18 protein-coding genes are annotated in these 18,302 nt (G+C 55.3%); 11 read left to right on the forward strand and 7 right to left on the reverse strand.

Annotated features, from left to right (window positions below):
- A complete protein-coding gene (locus AC2FF7_RS07550) occupies positions 1-1,089 on the forward strand; it encodes an ATP phosphoribosyltransferase regulatory subunit (protein WP_170788148.1) in 1,089 nt (362 codons plus the stop codon).
- On the forward strand, positions 1,086-1,775 hold the full coding sequence (gene hisG / locus AC2FF7_RS07555) for an ATP phosphoribosyltransferase (protein WP_170753491.1): 690 nt from the start codon (positions 1,086-1,088) through the stop codon (positions 1,773-1,775). Before AC2FF7_RS07550 ends, hisG begins: the two co-directional genes overlap by 4 nt.
- Here hisG and AC2FF7_RS07560 read toward each other — a convergent pair.
- Positions 1,772-2,203: a DUF1489 family protein gene (locus AC2FF7_RS07560; RefSeq protein WP_353393499.1), complete on the reverse strand. Its 432-nt coding sequence runs from the start codon at positions 2,201-2,203 to the stop codon at positions 1,772-1,774. The genes hisG and AC2FF7_RS07560 overlap by 4 nt on opposite strands.
- A gap of 129 nt (positions 2,204-2,332) precedes the next feature.
- On the opposite strand from AC2FF7_RS07560, the gene AC2FF7_RS07565 reads away from it, so the two are divergent.
- Positions 2,333-4,615: an adenosylcobalamin-dependent ribonucleoside-diphosphate reductase gene (locus AC2FF7_RS07565; protein WP_496851119.1), complete on the forward strand. Its 2,283-nt coding sequence runs from the start codon at positions 2,333-2,335 to the stop codon at positions 4,613-4,615.
- A gap of 552 nt (positions 4,616-5,167) precedes the next feature.
- Here AC2FF7_RS07565 and AC2FF7_RS07570 read toward each other — a convergent pair.
- From AC2FF7_RS07570 to AC2FF7_RS07585, 4 genes are all read right to left on the reverse strand, one after another.
- Complete coding sequence (locus tag AC2FF7_RS07570) at positions 5,168-5,863, reverse strand: SDR family oxidoreductase (RefSeq protein WP_496905456.1); 696 nt, start codon at positions 5,861-5,863, stop codon at positions 5,168-5,170.
- Positions 5,864-5,873: 10 nt separating this feature from the next.
- Positions 5,874-6,383, reverse strand: coding sequence for a nuclear transport factor 2 family protein (locus AC2FF7_RS07575; protein WP_496905457.1), 510 nt, complete (start codon positions 6,381-6,383; stop codon positions 5,874-5,876).
- 60 nt (positions 6,384-6,443) lie between these two features.
- Positions 6,444-7,100: an alpha/beta hydrolase family protein gene (locus AC2FF7_RS07580; RefSeq protein WP_496905458.1), complete on the reverse strand. Its 657-nt coding sequence runs from the start codon at positions 7,098-7,100 to the stop codon at positions 6,444-6,446.
- A 131-nt stretch (positions 7,101-7,231) separates the two neighbouring features.
- Positions 7,232-7,678, reverse strand: coding sequence for an Lrp/AsnC family transcriptional regulator (locus AC2FF7_RS07585; RefSeq protein WP_170753446.1), 447 nt, complete (start codon positions 7,676-7,678; stop codon positions 7,232-7,234).
- 521 nt (positions 7,679-8,199) lie between these two features.
- On the opposite strand from AC2FF7_RS07585, the gene AC2FF7_RS07590 reads away from it, so the two are divergent.
- The 7 genes from AC2FF7_RS07590 (at position 8,200) to rpsD (ending at position 15,010) form a co-directional block, all read left to right on the forward strand.
- Positions 8,200-9,294 carry an aromatic ring-hydroxylating oxygenase subunit alpha gene (locus AC2FF7_RS07590; protein ID WP_170753444.1) on the forward strand — a complete coding sequence of 365 codons (1,095 nt, stop codon included), beginning with the start codon at positions 8,200-8,202 and terminating at the stop codon, positions 9,292-9,294.
- A 19-nt stretch (positions 9,295-9,313) separates the two neighbouring features.
- Positions 9,314-9,748 carry a lactoylglutathione lyase gene (gene gloA, locus AC2FF7_RS07595; RefSeq protein WP_170352300.1) on the forward strand — a complete coding sequence of 145 codons (435 nt, stop codon included), beginning with the start codon at positions 9,314-9,316 and terminating at the stop codon, positions 9,746-9,748.
- A 4-nt stretch (positions 9,749-9,752) separates the two neighbouring features.
- Positions 9,753-10,151 (forward strand): cupin domain-containing protein, encoded by a 399-nt coding sequence (locus AC2FF7_RS07600; RefSeq protein WP_170352301.1) that lies wholly within the window; start codon positions 9,753-9,755, stop codon positions 10,149-10,151.
- 102 nt (positions 10,152-10,253) lie between these two features.
- Complete coding sequence (locus tag AC2FF7_RS07605) at positions 10,254-11,693, forward strand: glutamine synthetase family protein (protein WP_496905459.1); 1,440 nt, start codon at positions 10,254-10,256, stop codon at positions 11,691-11,693.
- 15 nt (positions 11,694-11,708) lie between these two features.
- On the forward strand, positions 11,709-12,725 hold the full coding sequence (locus AC2FF7_RS07610; RefSeq protein WP_480867905.1) for an alpha/beta fold hydrolase: 1,017 nt from the start codon (positions 11,709-11,711) through the stop codon (positions 12,723-12,725).
- A gap of 950 nt (positions 12,726-13,675) precedes the next feature.
- Entirely contained in the window at positions 13,676-14,170 is a 495-nt protein-coding gene (locus AC2FF7_RS07615; protein ID WP_480867903.1) for a hypothetical protein, read from the forward strand.
- Positions 14,171-14,389: 219 nt separating this feature from the next.
- Positions 14,390-15,010 carry a 30S ribosomal protein S4 gene (gene rpsD, locus AC2FF7_RS07620; RefSeq protein WP_170352305.1) on the forward strand — a complete coding sequence of 207 codons (621 nt, stop codon included), beginning with the start codon at positions 14,390-14,392 and terminating at the stop codon, positions 15,008-15,010.
- A gap of 88 nt (positions 15,011-15,098) precedes the next feature.
- On the opposite strand, the gene AC2FF7_RS07625 is transcribed toward rpsD, so the two are convergent.
- Both AC2FF7_RS07625 and AC2FF7_RS07630 read right to left on the reverse strand, forming a co-directional pair.
- On the reverse strand, positions 15,099-15,992 hold the full coding sequence (locus tag AC2FF7_RS07625; RefSeq protein ID WP_496905460.1) for a hypothetical protein: 894 nt from the start codon (positions 15,990-15,992) through the stop codon (positions 15,099-15,101).
- Between the two features lie 293 nt (positions 15,993-16,285).
- Complete coding sequence (locus AC2FF7_RS07630) at positions 16,286-16,747, reverse strand: Lrp/AsnC family transcriptional regulator (protein ID WP_480867899.1); 462 nt, start codon at positions 16,745-16,747, stop codon at positions 16,286-16,288.
- A 102-nt stretch (positions 16,748-16,849) separates the two neighbouring features.
- On the opposite strand from AC2FF7_RS07630, the gene AC2FF7_RS07635 reads away from it, so the two are divergent.
- Positions 16,850-18,265, forward strand: a complete 1,416-nt coding sequence (locus AC2FF7_RS07635) for an aminotransferase class V-fold PLP-dependent enzyme (RefSeq protein ID WP_496905461.1) — start codon at positions 16,850-16,852, stop codon at positions 18,263-18,265.
- Positions 18,266-18,302: the final 37 nt, after the last annotated feature.

Below are 18,302 nucleotides of genomic sequence, written 5' to 3' on the forward strand. Positions count from 1 at the left end.
ATGCCGAACCGTTCCCAGATACAAGCCCGCGCTGCCATGATGCGCGTGAGGTTCGAGGCCGCAGGCGCACAGGTCGTGGACCCTCCGCTGCTGCAACCGGCCGACACGCTGCTGGACCTTTATGGCGAGGATATCCGCGCGCGCGCCTACGTGACCTCGGACGCGCTGCGGGGCGAGCAGATGCTGCGCCCGGATTTCACCCTGCCCGTGGTGCAGATGCATATGTCCGACGGGGCCGAGCCCGCGCGCTATACCTATTCCGGCGAGGTGTTCCGCCGTCAGGAGCATGATCCGGATCGCTCGAATGAATACATTCAGGTCGGATACGAAGTATTCGACCGCAATGATCCCGCAGGCGCGGATGCAGAAGTCTTCTCGCTGCTCGCGCTGCAATTGCGAGGGCTGCCTTTGCGCGCGGCGACCGGGGATATCGGCATCCTGACTGCCGCTGTCGAGGGCCTTAAGACCACAGACCGGCGCAAGGCGGCGCTGATGCGGCACTTGTGGCGGCCTCGTCGATTCCGGGTGCTGCTGGACCGCTTTGCCGGTCGCAAACCGGGACCTGAAGGGCGCGACAGCCTGTTGGATGCAGAAAATCCGCTGGATACGGACATCCCGATGATCGGCAAGCGCCGTGCCTCCGAGATCGAAGCGCGGATCGCTGCCTTGCGCGAAGATCGCGACACACCGCCTATCTCCGACAACGAACTGGTTGGGCTGGAAACCCTGCTGAACGTGCGTGAGACCATGCCCTTTGCGTTGGAACAGCTGCGCGACGTGGCGGTGGATCTGCCGCAGATCACTCCGGCGCTGGACCGGCTTGAGGCGCGGATTGCCTCGCTACAGGCGCGTGGCGTGGATGTGGAACGTCTGGATTTCGAGGCCGCCTATGGCCGCACCTCGATGGAATATTATGACGGGTTTGTCTTTGGTTTCTACGCTGAGGGTCGCCCCGATCTACCCCCCATCGCCACCGGCGGGCGCTATGATGCGCTGACGCGGCAGTTGGGCAACGGGGCCGAAATTCCGGCGGTGGGCGGTGTCATCCGCCCCGACCTGATGCTGGAGATTGAGGAGGACGCGCAATGAGCCTGAAACTGGGCGTGCCCTCGAAGGGCCGTTTGATGGACAAGACCTTTGGTTGGTTCGAAAAGCGCGGCATCACCCTGTCGCGTAGCGGATCGGATCGGGAATATGCGGGTAAGGTTGAAGGCATCGACGGGGTATCTCTGATCCTGCTATCTGCTGGGGAAATCCCGCGCGAGCTGGCCGCGGGGCGCATTCATCTGGGTGTCACCGGCATTGATCTGGTGCATGAGAAACTCCCCCGCTGGGAACAACAGGTCGAGGAGATCTCGCAGCTTGGGTTTGGCAAGGCGGACCTTATCATCGCAACACCGGCTTGCTGGGTAGATGTGGACACGCTGGACGATCTGGACGCGGCGGCAGCGGCGTTTCGCAAGACCCACGGGCATCGGCTGCGGATTGCCACTAAATACCACCGGTTGGTGCGCGAGTTTCTGACCGATGCGGGAGTTGCCGATTACACTCTGGTCGATAGCCAGGGCGCGACCGAGGGCACGGTGATGAATGAGACCGCCGAGGCGATTGCCGATATCACATCTACCGGCGAGACGCTGCGGGCGAACCACCTCAAAATCCTGACCGATGGGTTGATCCTGCAATCGCAGGCGACCCTGTGGCGCAGCCGGGTGGCGAAATGTGACCCTGAGACAAAGGCCACTCTGAACGCATTGCTGGATCGTCTGCGCTAAAGCACGCCGATCTCGGCAAGCGCGCGATTCAGATCGTCGGGCAAGGCATCGTCCTGTTCTCGCCCTTCCGGCAGGTCGGCGGGGGTGTCCTCGGGTTTGAGATAGCGCCAGCCTTGGAATGGGCGTTTGAGCGCCGTCTGGGTGCGATGGACCTGCGGGTCCAGCACGATGGCGCAGCGGCGAATGCCGTCCTCGCCCCGGACCTCATCCAGACGCAGGATGCGCTGACGGCATTGGATCACGCCCTTGATCACCCAATAGATTGATCCGCCATTCAAAATCTCAGCCTCGCGCTTGGGCCACATGCGGGTGACATGGCGCGGGCAGCCGTCCTCGTAAAGCGGTCTGCGACTGTCCTGCCACGCCATCAGCGTATCAACGCTTTCCGATCCGACGGACAGTTTGATGAGGTTTACGTACTTATCCACAGCTTTCCCACAGAGTCGTCCCAAGGCCCACCTTTATATTGTAGCTCGCTATGCGGCGTCATCAAGGTGTTGTGGTTTGGATGTGAATTGCGGTAATCTGGATACCTCTTTCAAAACAGGGAATCACCAATGAGCCGCTTTGCCGCCCCCATCGCCGAGCAGATCTGGGACATGAAATACCGCTTTAAAGAAGCGGATGGCACGCCCATCGACCAAACAGTCGAAGACAGCTGGCGGCGCATCGCCCGCGATCTGGCGCGGGTCGAGGATGACGCGGCCCATTGGGAAGATAAGTTCTACGCAGCGCTGGAAGATTTTAAATATCTGCCCGCTGGTCGCATCACTGCGGGTGCAGGTACGGCGCGGCAGGTGACTCTGTTCAACTGTTTCGTCATGGGCACCGTGCCCGACAGCATGGGCGGTATTTTCGACATGCTGAAAGAGGCCGCGCTGACCATGCAGCAGGGTGGGGGGATCGGTTACGATTTCTCGACCATCCGCCCGCGGGGGGCGGATGTAAAAGGCGTGGCGGCGGATGCTTCTGGACCTTTGTCGTTCATGGATGTGTGGGACGCGATGTGCCGGACGATCATGTCCGCAGGCTCGCGTCGTGGGGCGATGATGGCGACCATGCGCTGCGACCACCCCGACATCGAGCAGTTCATCACAGCGAAATCTGACCCCGCGCGCCTGCGCATGTTCAACATGTCGGTTCTGGTGACGGATCCGTTCATGGAGGCCGTCAAGGCCGATGGCCCGTGGGAACTGGTCTTTGGTGACAAGGTTTATCACACAGTTCAGGCACGCGATCTGTGGAACAAGATCATGCAGGCCACCTATGACTATGCCGAGCCGGGTGTGATCTTCATCGACCGTATCAACAAGGCCAACAACCTGAGCTATGTGGAAACCATCGCCGCGACGAACCCGTGTGGCGAGCAGCCCTTGCCGCCTTATGGTGCGTGCCTGTTGGGTTCGATCAATCTGGCGCGACTGGTGGCGGACCCGTTTGGGGATACGGCGCATTTGGATGAGGCCGCCTTGCAAGAGCTGGTCGCTACGGCTGTGCGCATGATGGACAATGTTGTGGACGCGTCGAAATTCCCGCTGGCCGAGCAGGAAGCCGAAGCACAGGACAAGCGCCGGATTGGCTTGGGTGTGACGGGTCTGGCAGATGCGCTTTTGATGCTGGGTCTGCGCTATGGGTCCGACGAAGCGGCGCGTCAGACCGAGCGCTGGTTGCATGCGATCGCCCGCGCCGCCTATCTGGCCTCGGTCGATTTGGCGAAGGAGAAGGGTGCGTTCCCGCTGTTTGACGCCGAAAAATACCTGGCCAGCGGCAACATGCAGCAAATGGATGAAGACGTGCGTGACGCGATCCGCGAACATGGCATCCGCAACGCGCTGCTGACCTCAATTGCGCCGACTGGGACGATTTCGCTCTATGCAGGGAACGTGTCTTCGGGGATCGAGCCGGTCTTTGCCTACGCCTACACGCGCAAGGTATTGCAAAAGGATGGCTCGCGCACCGAGGAAGAAGTAGTAGATTATGCCGTGCAGATGTGGCGCGACAAATTCGGCGATGTAGCTTTGCCCGATTATTTTGTGAACGCCCAGACGCTTTCCCCGTCTGACCACGTCAAGATGCAGGCGGCGGCGCAGAAATGGATCGACAGCTCGATCTCGAAAACCATCAACTGTCCCGAAGATATCAGCTTTGACGCCTTCAAAGACGTTTACATGCAGGCCTGGGATCAGGGCTGCAAAGGTTGCACGACCTATCGCCCGAATGACGTGACCGGTTCAGTCCTGACAGTTTCCGAAAGCGCCGACAAAGCCCCCGGCGAAAGCGCCGATGCCCCGCATCAGGTGGATGGCGGCGAGGTTGTCTATATGTCCGAACCACTGGACCGCCCGCAATCGCTGGAGGGATCGACTTACAAGTTGAAATGGCCCGATAGCGAACACGCGATCTATCTGACCATCAACGATATCGTCATTGGTGGCCGTCGCCGTCCGTTTGAGGTGTTCATCAACTCGAAGAACATGGAGCATTACGCTTGGACTCTGGCGCTTACGCGGATGATCTCGGCCGTGTTCCGTCGTGGAGGAGATGTGTCCTTTGTGGTCGAAGAGCTGAAAGCCGTCTTTGATCCACGCGGCGGTGCGTGGGTTAAAGGCAAGTACATCCCTTCGATACTTGCTGCGATTGGGGGCGTGATCGAGCAGCACCTGATTAATATCGGTTTCCTTGAAGGCGAGGGCATGGGGCTGAAATCAGATCCGCAGGCGCAGGTCGTCAATATGGATGCTCCGCGTGGCAAAGCGTGCCCGTCCTGCGGGCAGTTCGACATGGCAATGATCGAAGGCTGCATGACCTGCCGCAGTTGCGGCCACTCTAAGTGCGGATAACATTTAGACTGCTGTGGAACAGTTAAAATCAGCGTCTGTTTGCAATCTAACCAGCTAAAACAGCAACTTTGATTGTCAAAACTTTGCCACTGCATTTGAGGCAGTGGCAATTTCAACGAAATCGGGTTGTTTTGCGGAATATCTGCGCTTTGGCGCGCGCTCCGCACAAAGCTGGTGTGCGCAAAGACGCATTTTTTTCGCCGGTTTGGGCTTCGTCCGCGCGCGGGGGGTGGACGGGCCGGTATCTAGATATGACTTTCTTGCTTCGCCCGACCTAACCGATGGTTAGCCCTGGGTTCTTGAAAGCGGGGAAACTTTGCACCCAATGCACACCGCGCACAGTCTAACCGACCTTAATGTCATCGCGCAGGCGGCTCACCGTAATCTGGGTGTCGCGATGTTGCCTTTGGACATGGTAGACCGTGAGTTGCACTAGCTGCAGGTCACAGGTGCCACACCTTTGACGCGGGATTTGTTTGCCGTCTATCCCAACCGCCGCCTATTGCCAGCGCGGGTCAGGAAGCTGATTGACTTCGTGACACCGGGCTGAACCTACCAATTGATTGCGACGCCGTCGCGAAAGAACCCACCGGTCGGGCCATATTTCGTCAAGGTCGCAGCCCAGACAACACCTTTTGCGCCCTCGGAAACCGGCCGTCCACCACCACCCATATCTGTGGCGACCCAACCGGGGCAAACGGCGTTGACGAGAATGCCATGAGGTTTCAATGCGGCTGCGGTCTTGACGGTCAGCGCGTTCAGAGCCGCTTTGGACACGCCATAGCCGGGCGTTCCGGCGGACATGCTGGTCAGCGATCCCGCACCAGAGGACACGTTGACGATCCGGGCATCTGTTCCTCGTTTTAACAGTGGTACCGCCGCAATCGTGGTATCCCAAGGGCCGAAAAGGTTCGTATCAAACGCTTGACGCACCCGGTCAAGATCGGCGAGGTGGACCTCTTGGTCGGTGTCATAGTCCACGCCCGCATTGTTCACCAAGACATCAAGGCGGCCGTAGACCGATTCAACCATCAAGAAGAAGGCAGCCGCGACAGAGTCCGGACTAGAGACATCCAGTTGCAAGGCTTCCGCCCCATATCCGATTTCATCCGCAGCAGCTTGCCCTTTTGCCAGATCGCGTGCACCGATCAGAACCTTCATCCCATAGTCATGGGCCAATTGCCGTGAGACTTCTTTGCCGATACCGCGATTGGCGCCGGTCACGAGTGCGATGCGCTGGCTGGTCATGGTCCTTCCTTCAATTCGCTTCAGCGGCGCGCTGGCCGGCAAGAGCCACAAGCCCACGGTCACCAGATTCCCAGATTGCAGTCATGGTCATTGATGTGACAACCCATCGATCGTCTGATTTCTCAAGCTCATAGTCATAGCGGCCACCCAGCACCCACAAGGCGTCATCAAGACGATGGGTTGCGGTGAAATCCGCCTGTGCCGTGGCGGATATATCGGACAGGGAGGTGACGGTGTGATTGGTCACCATATGGTGCGTCGCGTCGAAACCGGGCAGAAAGGCGGACCAGCCCGCCACAAGCGCGTCGGCGGGTTGCGTGACCGCGTCTCCGCCCCAGAGGCTGGTGTAATCCGTCGTGACGGTATCGGCAAACGCGCCGCGTACGCGGGTCCAGTCGTGGCGGTCAGCGCCTGCCGCGATGTCGGTAATGGCGGTCGAGATATCGGCTTGCTGCTCGGCAAAAGCTCCGGTTCCGATCATAGAGGCGGCCGCAAGGGTCGATGTGAGTTTTCTACGCATGAGGATACTCCGAATAGTTGAGGGTGGACGCCGAACGATTGCTCGGCGTCCCGACAGGTCTTAGTTGCTTGAACTGGCTCGGAAGTGGTCAGCGACGGTGTCGGCTGCGCGGGTGACATCCTCGGGATTGTCGTAGAAGTCGAACTGCGTCACATCCTCCAGCCATTGCGCAGTCGCCTCGCCTGCGAAACCGGCAAGGAAGGTCTGAACGCCCTGTGGGATCGCTGCGCTTTCCGAGTGCACAATGGCCAGCGGTTTATCCAAACGCTGCGGATTGTCGGCGGGATGATAGGTCAGCCAGCCTTCCCAGCCCGCATTGTTCCACTTGTCGTCATATTCCGGGATCGCGCCACGGTCGGCCTCATAGTAGTATCCGCCGATTGGCATCAGCACGCCCTCGGCACCCTCGGGGCCTGCGGCAGGAATGATCTGGCCGCCAGCGGCCTCGGCGGCATGGGACACTTCAATCAGCCCTGCGACACCTTCTGCACCGCCATAAACCGCCTCAACGATCTGGGCGTTCTGCAACCAAGGTGCAACCAGACCCAGCCGCTGAACCAGTGGATTGCCAGAGACTGCATCGACCATATACCCGGCCGAGGCGCAGATCCCCAGGCCGTTGATGTGATCGGCATCTACTTCGGGCAGGGTCGCGACGAATGCGATCGCTGCTTTAATATCCGATGTCTTCGCCTCTGGGCTTTCGACAAAACGCACGTTGTTCGGCAGATCACCCGATTTGCCCCAGCCGCGGAAATCGAGGTATTAAGTTTGCCTCTGATCACGTAACAAAAGTTACATTTGTGACTATTTCGCTGTGTTAGTTTTGCCGATCGACTTCTTGCTGATCACTCCTGCAGACTCTGCTTTAGCAGGAACTGGTTCTTGAAATTCTTCAACCCTGGCATAACGTCGGCATTGGCAATATCGTCACTCGCGTGGATATCAAACTCCAGAAAGTCCTTCAAAGCGTCATCATCGTCGCTAACCAGTTCGATTATTAGGTCATAGCGACCCGCGACCCACAGGATAAAGACAACGCGTGGGTTCTTTTCAAGCCGCTCGGCAACTTGCCTTGGAGTCACGCCGGTTGCAACGTTCAACCCAATCATCGCGTCAGTAGTATATTCTGTTGCCACCGGATCCGACATCGCGACAATCCGAAGCATATTGTTGTCTCGCAGCCCGCTCACCCTGTTGCGTATGGTTCCTTCCGACACATCCAACTGTTGTGCAATTTCAGAAAAAGCCATTCGGCCATCCTGTTGCAAAAGACGGATGATCTGCTGGTTCAAATCATCATTTGGCGATCGAATGCTCTGAGTAGCACGCGCGTTCGATTGCTTTTTGACTGACATAGGCTTGACGCTCGATTGCTGTATTCGCAGCCATGATTACGAAAGAGCATCGATATCCGCAATTCTCTTTGGTGAATTCTGTGGAGGGAAGTGTGAAAAACGACATACATCAGATCTCCTCGTCACAATTGACCAGCGCAGGATTGCGGAATGATAGCCGGATTTTCTGTTGATTCATTTTGATTTTGCGATTCCCGTCGCTGTGTCATCCGAAAATTTCGAATTTCGTATCATGATGCCGTTTTTTGACAAGATACCTTCTGATCCTTGCTCAACACTGCAAGTTAACGGCGAATATCGAAGCGCAGAGGTGTGAGTAGTGCGGTATTCGTAATTTCAAGCCCTGAGTCCGGCGCGGCAGGAGAGAGCCTGAAAATAGGCAGCCCGCGGGAAACAGTGAATTCATGCACACGCCGTTCGAAAAGTGGGTGCTGCTGTCAGTATCGAAAGGAGGACAAATGACAATAGCCGAGCAGAACACGCAGGCTGCTTTTGGTGGGCCTCGGCACGGCCTGACCGCCGACGCATACCGCAGCGAAGATTTCTGGCAGCGGGAATGCCAGACGGTTCTAGCCAAAAATTGGGTGTTTGTCGGGTTTGCTCATCAGATGAACAGCCCAGGTGATGTACTTCCTATCACTTGTGCCGACTTACCACTTCTGGCGGTACGCGGTCGTGACGATGACATACAGGTGTTTCACAATGTCTGCTTGCACCGCTGCATGACACTGGTCGACAAGCCCAAGAATGTCGGGAAGCTAATCCGCTGCCCGTATCATGCTTGGGCCTATGATCTGGATGGACGCCTGCGGGCCGCGCCACACTTTGCGGGCACCGGCAAGCAGGAGTTCGACGGTTTTGACATCAAAGAGCATCAATTAAAACGCGTGCGCACTTATGTCTGGCACGACTGGATATTCGTCAATCTGGATGGGAACGCTCCTGATTTCGAAGACTATGCCGCACCTCTGATCAACCAATTGGAAGGGATTGACTACAGCAAGTTGGAGCCTATTGGACTGCTCGATTTTGGTGAGATCGACACCAATTGGAAGCTTATAATGGAGAACTTTATCGAGCCCTACCACGTTCAGTTTGTTCATTCCTCAACTACCGATCAACCGTTGGAAAATCACTATACGATCATCGATGGCACCTGCATCGGTAGCGCGGTGGACCTTGAGGAAGAATTGGGCACATCGGACAGTTTGGGTGTTAGCTCAAGGTATCTGACTCTTTATCCCAACTTCATTTTGGGCCGCTATTTCCCAGATCAGCTGGGTGTCTATCTCAATGTGCCCGTCGGTCCAGGAAAGATGCGCCAATACCGAGCGCTTTACACTACGGAAGGCCAAGACTTGAGCGCCAAGGAAATAGAGGCCCTCAGGAACCTATGGTGGGATGTCCACAAAGAAGACCACGAGATGGTTGAACGCATGTTCGAGGGCCGAAAGTCCCCGGTGGCCAAGGATGGGGGCCTGTTGTCACCTGCCTGGGAGGACAGCGTGCGCGCCTTTCAGGATTTGATCGAGCGTGACGTGGCGGGCGCCTAAATAAGGAGGATCAAGACCAATGAGCAACTCTATATCCAAGGGGTTTCGTCTGGCCCATACGATGATGCGGGTCACAGACATGGAAAAGTCGCTGGACTTCTATTGCGGAATTCTGGGTATGGAGGTGCTGCGGCGTACCGATTATCCCGAAGGTAAATTCACCAACACGTTCATCGGTTACGGGCCGGAAGCCGAGTTTCCCACACTGGAGCTAACCGCCAATTGGGACCAGGACACGCCTTACGACAAGGGCAATGGCTGGGGCCATATCTGCATTGAAACTCCGGATGTTTACGCCGCCTGCGAGCAACTGTCAGCCGCTGGGGTAAACATCACTCGCCCGCCAGGGCCGATGAAGAATGGCACGAGGGTTATCGCCTTCTGCGAAGATCCTGACGGTTACAAAGTCGAATTGAACGAATCCATACTGAAACACTTGGCGCAGGAAGGCTGACCAAATGGGTGATACACCTCAACTTTTCAAATTCGACCTGGTTCAGAAACGCTACGACGCGATGGGCGACAGCGATACATACATTAAACCGATGGTGACCAGCGAGTTCAGCAAGTCAATGTGCGGCGGCATCAACGTACTCAATAATATCAAGGTGCCTTGGGACTTGACATGTGACGAGATCATCTACTGCCTTGAGGGCACTTTTCGACTGGTCTGCGACGGTGAAAGCTATGTCTGCAACCGTGGTGACGTGCTGTTTGTCCCGAAAGACAACCACATCTCATACGAGTCGGATGGCAAATGCGTGATCTTCTATGCTGCTTATCCCCACAACTGGAAACAGCTTGCCGGGATTACACAAGTTCCGGGTATCGACCCAGACGATTTCGTCCCGGGTTAAGCGCCTTGTGCGTTGAACGACAGGATAAGCAAAACAAGCGCCAACACCGGGGGTCGCCGTTGGTGAATTAAGTCTGATTGCCATTCGATTGGAGGATGCCAAATGCCCAAGGACAATGCAAACGCCCGAATCTACTATGAGCCATTCCACGAGGCTGTTGAGCGGAACCGTCCACGTATCCCTGAAGTTCAGCAACGTTTGGAAAAGGCAGGCGTCAAGTATGTGATGGCTGCGTGGATCGATTTGCATGGTATTCCCAAAACCAAACCCGTCCCGATGAGTGATTTCGAACCCCTGTGTCTTGGGAAAGGGCCCCAATTTGCAGTGCATTCTATTTCTTACGTACCCGAACTCAGTCCCGCAGACAGCGATCAGGTGGTGGTGCCGGATCTCGATGCAGTCTACGTCTGTCCGTGGGACACATCGATGGCGATCATTTTCTCTGATCTGTATTGGGAAGATGCGCCTTACAATGTTTGCCCGCGTCAGGCTCTGAAGCGCGCCATGCAAGAAGCTGCGCTGGAGGGGTACACCGGTTATGCCGGGGTCGAACCTGAGTTCATCGTGATGAAGTACGACGACGCTGGCCACCCGGTAAAGGCCTTTGACGACGACCCTGCAATCGGTGTCCGACCACGCCGCCAGGCTTTTGGATATGACGTTGAATACTCGATCGACTCGATGGCGTTTCTGAAAGACATGATCGACATCATCGAAGGTCTGGGTTGGAACCTGCATGACGTGGTCGCAGAGGGTGCGTATTCACAGTTCGAACTGGATTTTCACTATACCAACATGCTGGAGATGTCCGATCGCCTGGCCTTTCTGCGGATCACTTTGAAAGAGGTGGCCAAAAAGCATGGGATGTTCGTGACCTTTATGCCGAAACCGACAGTGGGTGACTGGCGATCTGGTGCGCATATCAACATGTCAATGCAACATGACAGCCGCCCGGGTGAAAACATTTTTGAAACACCCGAAGGTGAATGGAGCGATGAAAGTCGTTGGGCCGTTGGCGGACTGATGCAGCATGCCGAAGCTATCACGGCTATCACTTGCCCAACCGTGAACTCCTATAACGGGTTGGTGCCTCGTGTTGGTGGGTTTGAAGGCGGCACGGTCACCTGGGCCCCGACGAATATTACTTATGGTTTCAACAATCGCTCGGCCCAGTTTCGCCTGCCGCAGAGCCGGCATTGTATCGAAAATCGCGCGTGCGACATGACCATGAATGTCTATCTGGCAATGGCGATGCACCTCAGTTGCGCTGTTATGGGGATCAAGCACAGGATCGACCCGGGCAAGCCGACAGATTTTGACCTTTATTCGAAAACTGAAAATGAGCTTTCCGAGCTGGGAATCCGCCGGTTGCCGCGTACTCTTTTCAATGCGATCGAGGCTTTGCGGCACGACACTATGGCGGAACATGTGATGGGTCCCGTGATGCGTAAATCCTACCTGGAATACAAGAATGATGAGTGGGAGCGTTATCATCAATCGGTCACCGACTGGGAAGTTCAGGAATACCTAAGGCTCTACTAAGTCGGGAAGCATGAGATGATACCCGAATTTCAGATTTATGAGTTGGGTGACCTTCCTCTTTTGTCGGGCGAAGTACTGAAAGAGGCCAAGCTCGCCTATCAAACTTATGGCACGGTGTCTGAGACTGGCGACAACGTCATCGTAATGCCGACCTTTTACACCGGTACAAATTCCCGAAACGAAGGTTTCTTTGGCCCAGGGCGGGCGATCGATCCTGCGCGGCATTTCATCATTAGCCCAAACCTGTTTGGAAATGGTCGTTCGTCGTCACCATCGAATGCGCCTGCGCAACAGAGCGGCCCTCGCTTTCCGCTGGTGCAGATGTGGGACAACATCGCTGCCCAACACCGATTGATCCGAGATCACCTTGGGATCGAAAAAATTGCTCTTGTCGCGGGTTGGTCAATGGCAGGTTGTCAGTCTTACCAGTGGGCGGCGCAATACCCAGATATGGTGCGGGCAATCCTTCCATTCTGTGCGTCGGCCAAAACCTCGCCTCATAATTTCGTCTTCCTCGAAGGTGTCAAGGCGGCCCTTTGCGCGGATCAAAATTGGAATGGCGGTAACTATGTCAATCCACCCGAAGCGGGGCTGAAGGCATTCGGTCGAGTCTATGCAGGATGGGCTTTTTCTCAGACCTTTTTTCGCGAAGGGCTTTATCGGCAACTTGGCTTTCAAACCATTGAGGAGTTGTTGCGGGATTGGGAGCTAGATCATGTACTTGGCTGGGACGCCAACGATCTGTTGGCCAAGCTGGCGACTTGGCAAGCTGGCGACGTCTCTATCGGACCGCTTTACAACGGGGATTACAAATTGGCATTGGGTGCCATCAAAGCTCGTGCCATTTTGATGCCTTGCACGCAGGATCTCTATTTCCCACCAGAGGACAATGAAATCGAGGCCAGCCTCATGCCGAATGCCATCTTCCGTCCCTACCATTCGCCTTGGGGCCATTGCGCTGCTAACCCAGGAAATGATGTGGGCTTCACAGCGCAGTTGGACGCCAACATTCGAGAATTGCTAGGCGAATAGAGCGCGCTGGCACCGGTTGTTCCAAAGGTTTGCGACACATCCCGGCAAAGCGCCAAAGGTTGGGATCGCTGCGATCCACAACAGAGATTCTTGTTTCTTTCAGTCGGTCTTCGGGTTTCAGCCCCAGTTCTACTGCGGTGCCGCACAACACTTGCAAGCTTGTTGAGGTTTTGGATTTCGTGTGCACAGGCATCGCATAGAAGACAACTACAGTAATCAGAAACCAAAACACAAATTTCAGGCATTGCACGTCCTCGCGGACCTAGGCGAAATATGACTGCAAATTCCAAACGGCTTGTGGGGGTGCAGAGCTTCCGCAAAAAACGGGCCGCAGAGTTGAATGGTAACACAGCTACATTGGGGCCGTGCAAGCTCAGGAAGCACTTTTCAACGGCTGAAAGCGGCCGAGGTAAGGGTGTCTTTGCCCGAATGATGGTAAGCTTTTTCGAATATCACTGTGCAAAGTGGACTGTTATTTTCAATTCTACCTACCTAAAGGCACAGCGACCAGCTTGAGCATCGAAAAGGGTGTATGCAGGCGGCTGATGATCAGACAAAAGGCGAAATGAATACTAAACTGAATGTTGTTGGCGACAGCTGGGGGCGACACCCGGCGCTTCCATTCTGTGCCTTCGTTGGCAAAACAATACGGTTTGCATCCAGCTACACTTAGGCGAGCAGCTTCTCCGCGAGGGTTAGTTGGAGAAACGAAGCCAAATCCCTGCTTCATTATAGCCAGATACTGAAGCGTTCTCGGGCGGCACACTTATGCTGGATTTGACAACAATTTACGGTTTGCCGGCGGGATAGTTTCTCTGCAGATCCGAAATTATGATTCTCAATAGCAACAACTTTATGAACGTTACATTAACGTCTCTTTTCTGCCCGAATTATGGCTGATAAGAACGTCCACGTGAGCAGTGATTTGTTTCTAAGTGCAGGCGGTAAAGATGAGAACCGGACAAAGCGGTCGTGTGGCCATTTCGTGGGCGCAAACAGAATTGGATGGTCTTGAAGGGGCGCCATTGTCGTTCATGGCTGTAGGGGCAGTGTGGTCGTGGCGGGGACATATTCTCTGCGTTGAAGATTCCACAGACACGGCGAAGGGCTTGCGTTCTCGGCTGCCGGATCACTTTATCTCTGAACAAGAGCTGGATGGTGACGCGTTAGGCGTAATTGTTCTGACAAATGGTGCGCAACAGTATTCAGCTTTATTGCACAGCGTCGGCACCCTGGGCGATCCGGTTCTTGTGTTCGAAAATGGATTGCCTACGCGTGAACAAGAATTCTGGGTCGACGAGGTGATCGAGATCAGAGTTGCCAATGATCATGCCACGGGTACAGCGGATACCGTTATTGCATTTCCGACGCGACCCAGCATGGCTTCTGACATTCACCCAGTCCCGCGTTTGCCAGCGGTGAATGCTGCTCAGGCAATGGACTGAGCGACATCGCAGTTTTTGCGTCCGAAAAATCACATCTTCTCATGCTCCACGTGTTGACTCTGCCTGAGCTGGGGATATAAGCGCGGCTTCATTGGTGTTGGTGGCCCCCGCAAGGGGATGCCTGTCATGGGGGAAACCTCAAGAGGACAACGCCCTTCATAGTAGGCGTCTGCTCCCTTCGCGGGGGAACGCCTTCGACCACAAAGAAGGAGATCAGCCGTGACGAAACGCACGTCTGCCAAGCACAAAATCGACCGCCGGATGGGCGAAAACATCTGGGGTCGTCCGAAATCCCCGGTTAACCGTCGTGAATACGGCCCCGGCCAGCACGGTCAGCGCCGGAAGGGCAAATTGTCGGACTTCGGTCTGCAGCTGCGCGCCAAGCAGAAACTGAAGGGCTACTACGGCGACCTGACCGAGAAGCAGTTCCGTCGCATCTACGCCGAAGCTGAGCGTGTTAAGGGCGACACCGGTGAAAACCTGATCGGCCTGCTCGAGCGCCGTCTGGACGCCGTTGTATACCGCGCCAAATTCGTGCCGACCGTGTTTGCCGCACGTCAGTTCGTGAACCACGGCCATGTCAAAGTGAACGGCAAGCGGGTCAACATCCCCAGCTACCGCGTCAAAGAAGGCGACGTGATCGAAGTGCGCGACAAGTCCAAACAACTGGCTGTTGTTCTGGAGGCTGTTGCACTGGCCGAGCGTGATGTGCCCGACTACATCGACGCCGACCATTCGAAAATGACCGCGACCTTCGTGCGCGCCCCGGGTCTGAGCGATGTGCCTTACCCGGTCATGATGGAACCGAACCTGGTCGTCGAATTCTACGCGAAGAACTAATCTTCGCCGATACAGTTAATAGAAAAGGCCGCGATCTCCGCGGCCTTTTTTGTTTCCTACACTGTTCTTGTTCAGAACGTGTCCGCTATCAAACGATGTGCATGAAGAAATCGGCAGCGGATACTTCGACGTCTGCTTTGGCAGAAGTGCCGGTGTCAAAAGTGTCATCGGTAATTACGTCGATGTATTCACCTTCACCTGGCCCGAACTCGCCCCCGTTGTTGCCCGCCTTGATTGTAAGGCCGAGTATGTCGCAATCACCAAAGTCGGTCTTGTCGAGATATTGCTCCAGCTCTGCGACAGTGATTTCGTTAACACCATCGCCAAAATCGTCGATCTTGAACTTGATGACGTCGCCCTCGCAATCGAGGTAAAGGACAATGTTAGAGATGTCCTTGTCGACAGTAATACACTGTTCGATCTCATACATCAGGTCGTCGACGGCACCGCTTTCGTCAAAAGTGACCACAAGCTGCGATACATCTTCGAACTCGCTAAGATCAACAGTGCCCACTTTACCGTCAGAGCCGTCGCCTTCGGCCACGATGACAATGACCCCAAGCGAGTTCCCCTCGCTATCAAAGGCTTCGAATTCCGCACCACCTTCGAACGCATCGACCAATGCGATACTGGTAAGGTTCACTGGTGTGTTGAAATCAAACGTCAGCGTTCCGCCGCCTGCTTCGTCGTCAGGATCCGAAGAATCCCCGTCTTCGGAAACGATCAAAAGATTCCCCTGAGAGACTGTCGCCAAATCAGTGTCTTCACCAGTTGGATTGGCGCTGTCAAAAATCATGGCTTCGTTTGAAATCCCTGACGGAGAGTTTGAAACACCCGTCACTGTGAAATCGGCAAAAACAAATTGATCTCCGGTATCACCAGCCATCAACGGGCCGTTGTCATCACTTTCAAAGTCGATTGTCCGGGTCTTGGTGGACGACGTGATCGTCGCGATAGAATTAGGGTTACTCTTCTTGGGCATGGCCCCCTCCACATTTAACCAAACAAAACCACACGCAGAAGCTAAAGGACAAAAAGGCAAACAGCCTTAATGTCCACCCACGCGCGGCATACGCCCAAGAGGTTCTAGCCTTTAGGAAATCGCCCCCAATTCCCAGTGCGAATTCTCGCTTCTATCTTTTGGTCCTGAAACACCGGTATCATACACGAGTTTGTGACATTCTCAAGAAAATTGGTTTTTTACTTAATTTGACTGCATTTAATGCGTCGAGTCTGCCGTGAAATTCGCCTTTTTAAAGCGAATAGTCCGCTGCCCTAGATCGGTAACGGGCGTCCTTCGGCAATCGCTTCCATAGCGAAATAGGACGTAACACTATCCAGCTCGACCTTTTCGATCAGTCGCTGATAGACCTTGTCGTAGGACGCCATATCCTGGGTTACGACTTTCAGCTGATAGTCGTAGTCCCCTCCAATACGATGAAAATCTACAACTTCTGGAATTGTAAGTACGTGACTACGAAATGCTTGTAGCCAGTCTGCTGAATGATGCCGGGTGCGCAACATAACAAACACCACAAGGCTTAGGCCCAGTTTTTCTCGGGCGATCCGTGCTGTCGAGCCAATGATGACACCGCTTTCGTTCAACGCTTTCAAGCGCCGCCAACACGCGTTTTGGGACAGTCCGACGCGATCGGCCAGCTCTCGCTGGGACAGCGTGGCATCTTTCTGTAGTTCGCGTAGAATGCCTTCATCAATCTGATCTAAATTTTTCATCATTATTAATCATATGACACAATATATGATGAATAAATCCAAAAATATGTGAAGTTTTTTGATCGAATACCAATCATATTGATGGCACAACAAGGAGCCTGATCTATGACCCTGTCCCGTTTCCGCTCGACCATCCAATCCGCCAACTGCATCTCGACCCTGCCAGGCGGATTGATTGGAGAGAACGTTATGATCCCGGGTCTGAACGGGGACGTGCCGCTTGTGTATGCGGACTATGTCGCGTCGGGCCGCGCATTGCGGCAAGTCGAGGATTTTGTGGCCGAGCATGTGTTGCCGTTTTATGCCAACAGTCACACCGAAGCCTCCTATTGTGGGTCTTACATGACCCGCCTGCGCCGCGAGGCGCGGGCCGAGATTGCCAGTGTCGTTGGTGCCAAGGAAGAGGATGCGGTGATCTTTACCGGATCCGGCGCCACCGCGGGCCTCAACCGGCTGGTCAGCCTGATGGGAGTGAACGAGGCAGACCGGCCGGTTGTGTTGTTGGGACCGTACGAGCATCACTCGAACATCCTGCCATGGCGCGAAAGCAAGGCGCGGGTGATTGAAATTCCCGAAGCGCCGGGCGGTGGTGTCGATCTGGAAGTGCTAGAGCGTATTCTGTACGACCATGCCGCGTCGGATCTGATCATTGGGTCGTTTTCGGCCGCCTCCAATGTAACAGGCATTATCACCGACCCTGATCCGGTGACACGGATTCTCAAAGCGCATGGCGCGCTTGCCGTATGGGACTACGCCGGAGGCGGACCCTATCTGCCGATAAGCATGGGGCAGGGCGATACGTGCAAGGATGCAATTGTGGTCTCTCCGCACAAGTTTCCGGGCGGGCCGGGGGCCTCGGGTGTGTTGGTTGTTAACCAGAATATGGTGACGCGCCGCAGTCCAAGTTGGCCGGGCGGTGGGACTGTCAGCTTTGTCTCGCCATGGCGGCATGACTACAGCACCGATCTTGCAACGCGAGAGGAGGCCGGAACGCCGAACGTCATTGGTGATATCCGCGCGGCTTTGGCCTTTATCGTCAAGGACGCGGTTGGAGAAGATGAGATCGCCGAGCGCGAGGCGCGCTATAACCGTATGGCGATCGCAGGTTGGGGGAATAATCCTAACCTGACGCTTCTGGGTTCCGAAAACGCGCACCGGTTGCCTATCTATTCATTCCTGGTGCGAGATAACGCGGGGAATCCGGTACACCAGCAACTCTTCACGCGTATGTTGAGTGAAATCTATGGAATACAAGCGCGTGGTGGCTGCGCGTGTGCTGGGCCGTATGCGCACCGTCTTTTGGGAATCGACCAGTCGACTTCGGATGAGCTGCACGCGGCGTTGTCTGCTGGGGAAGAAATGAAAAAGCCTGGCTGGGTACGTCTGAATTTCTCGTATTTGATGAGCGAGGATACGGTTCGCTTCATCATCGACAGCGTCAATGATCTGTCGCGGCGCACGTCAGAGTTTGCCCCGTTCTACAGCGCCGACCCGGCGACTGCCCGCTTCAAAGCGGCGTGACGGAATTGCCGCTTTTCTCAACGCGTTGAGACAGGTA

The organism is Ruegeria sp. YTSC325, assembly GCF_059609525.1.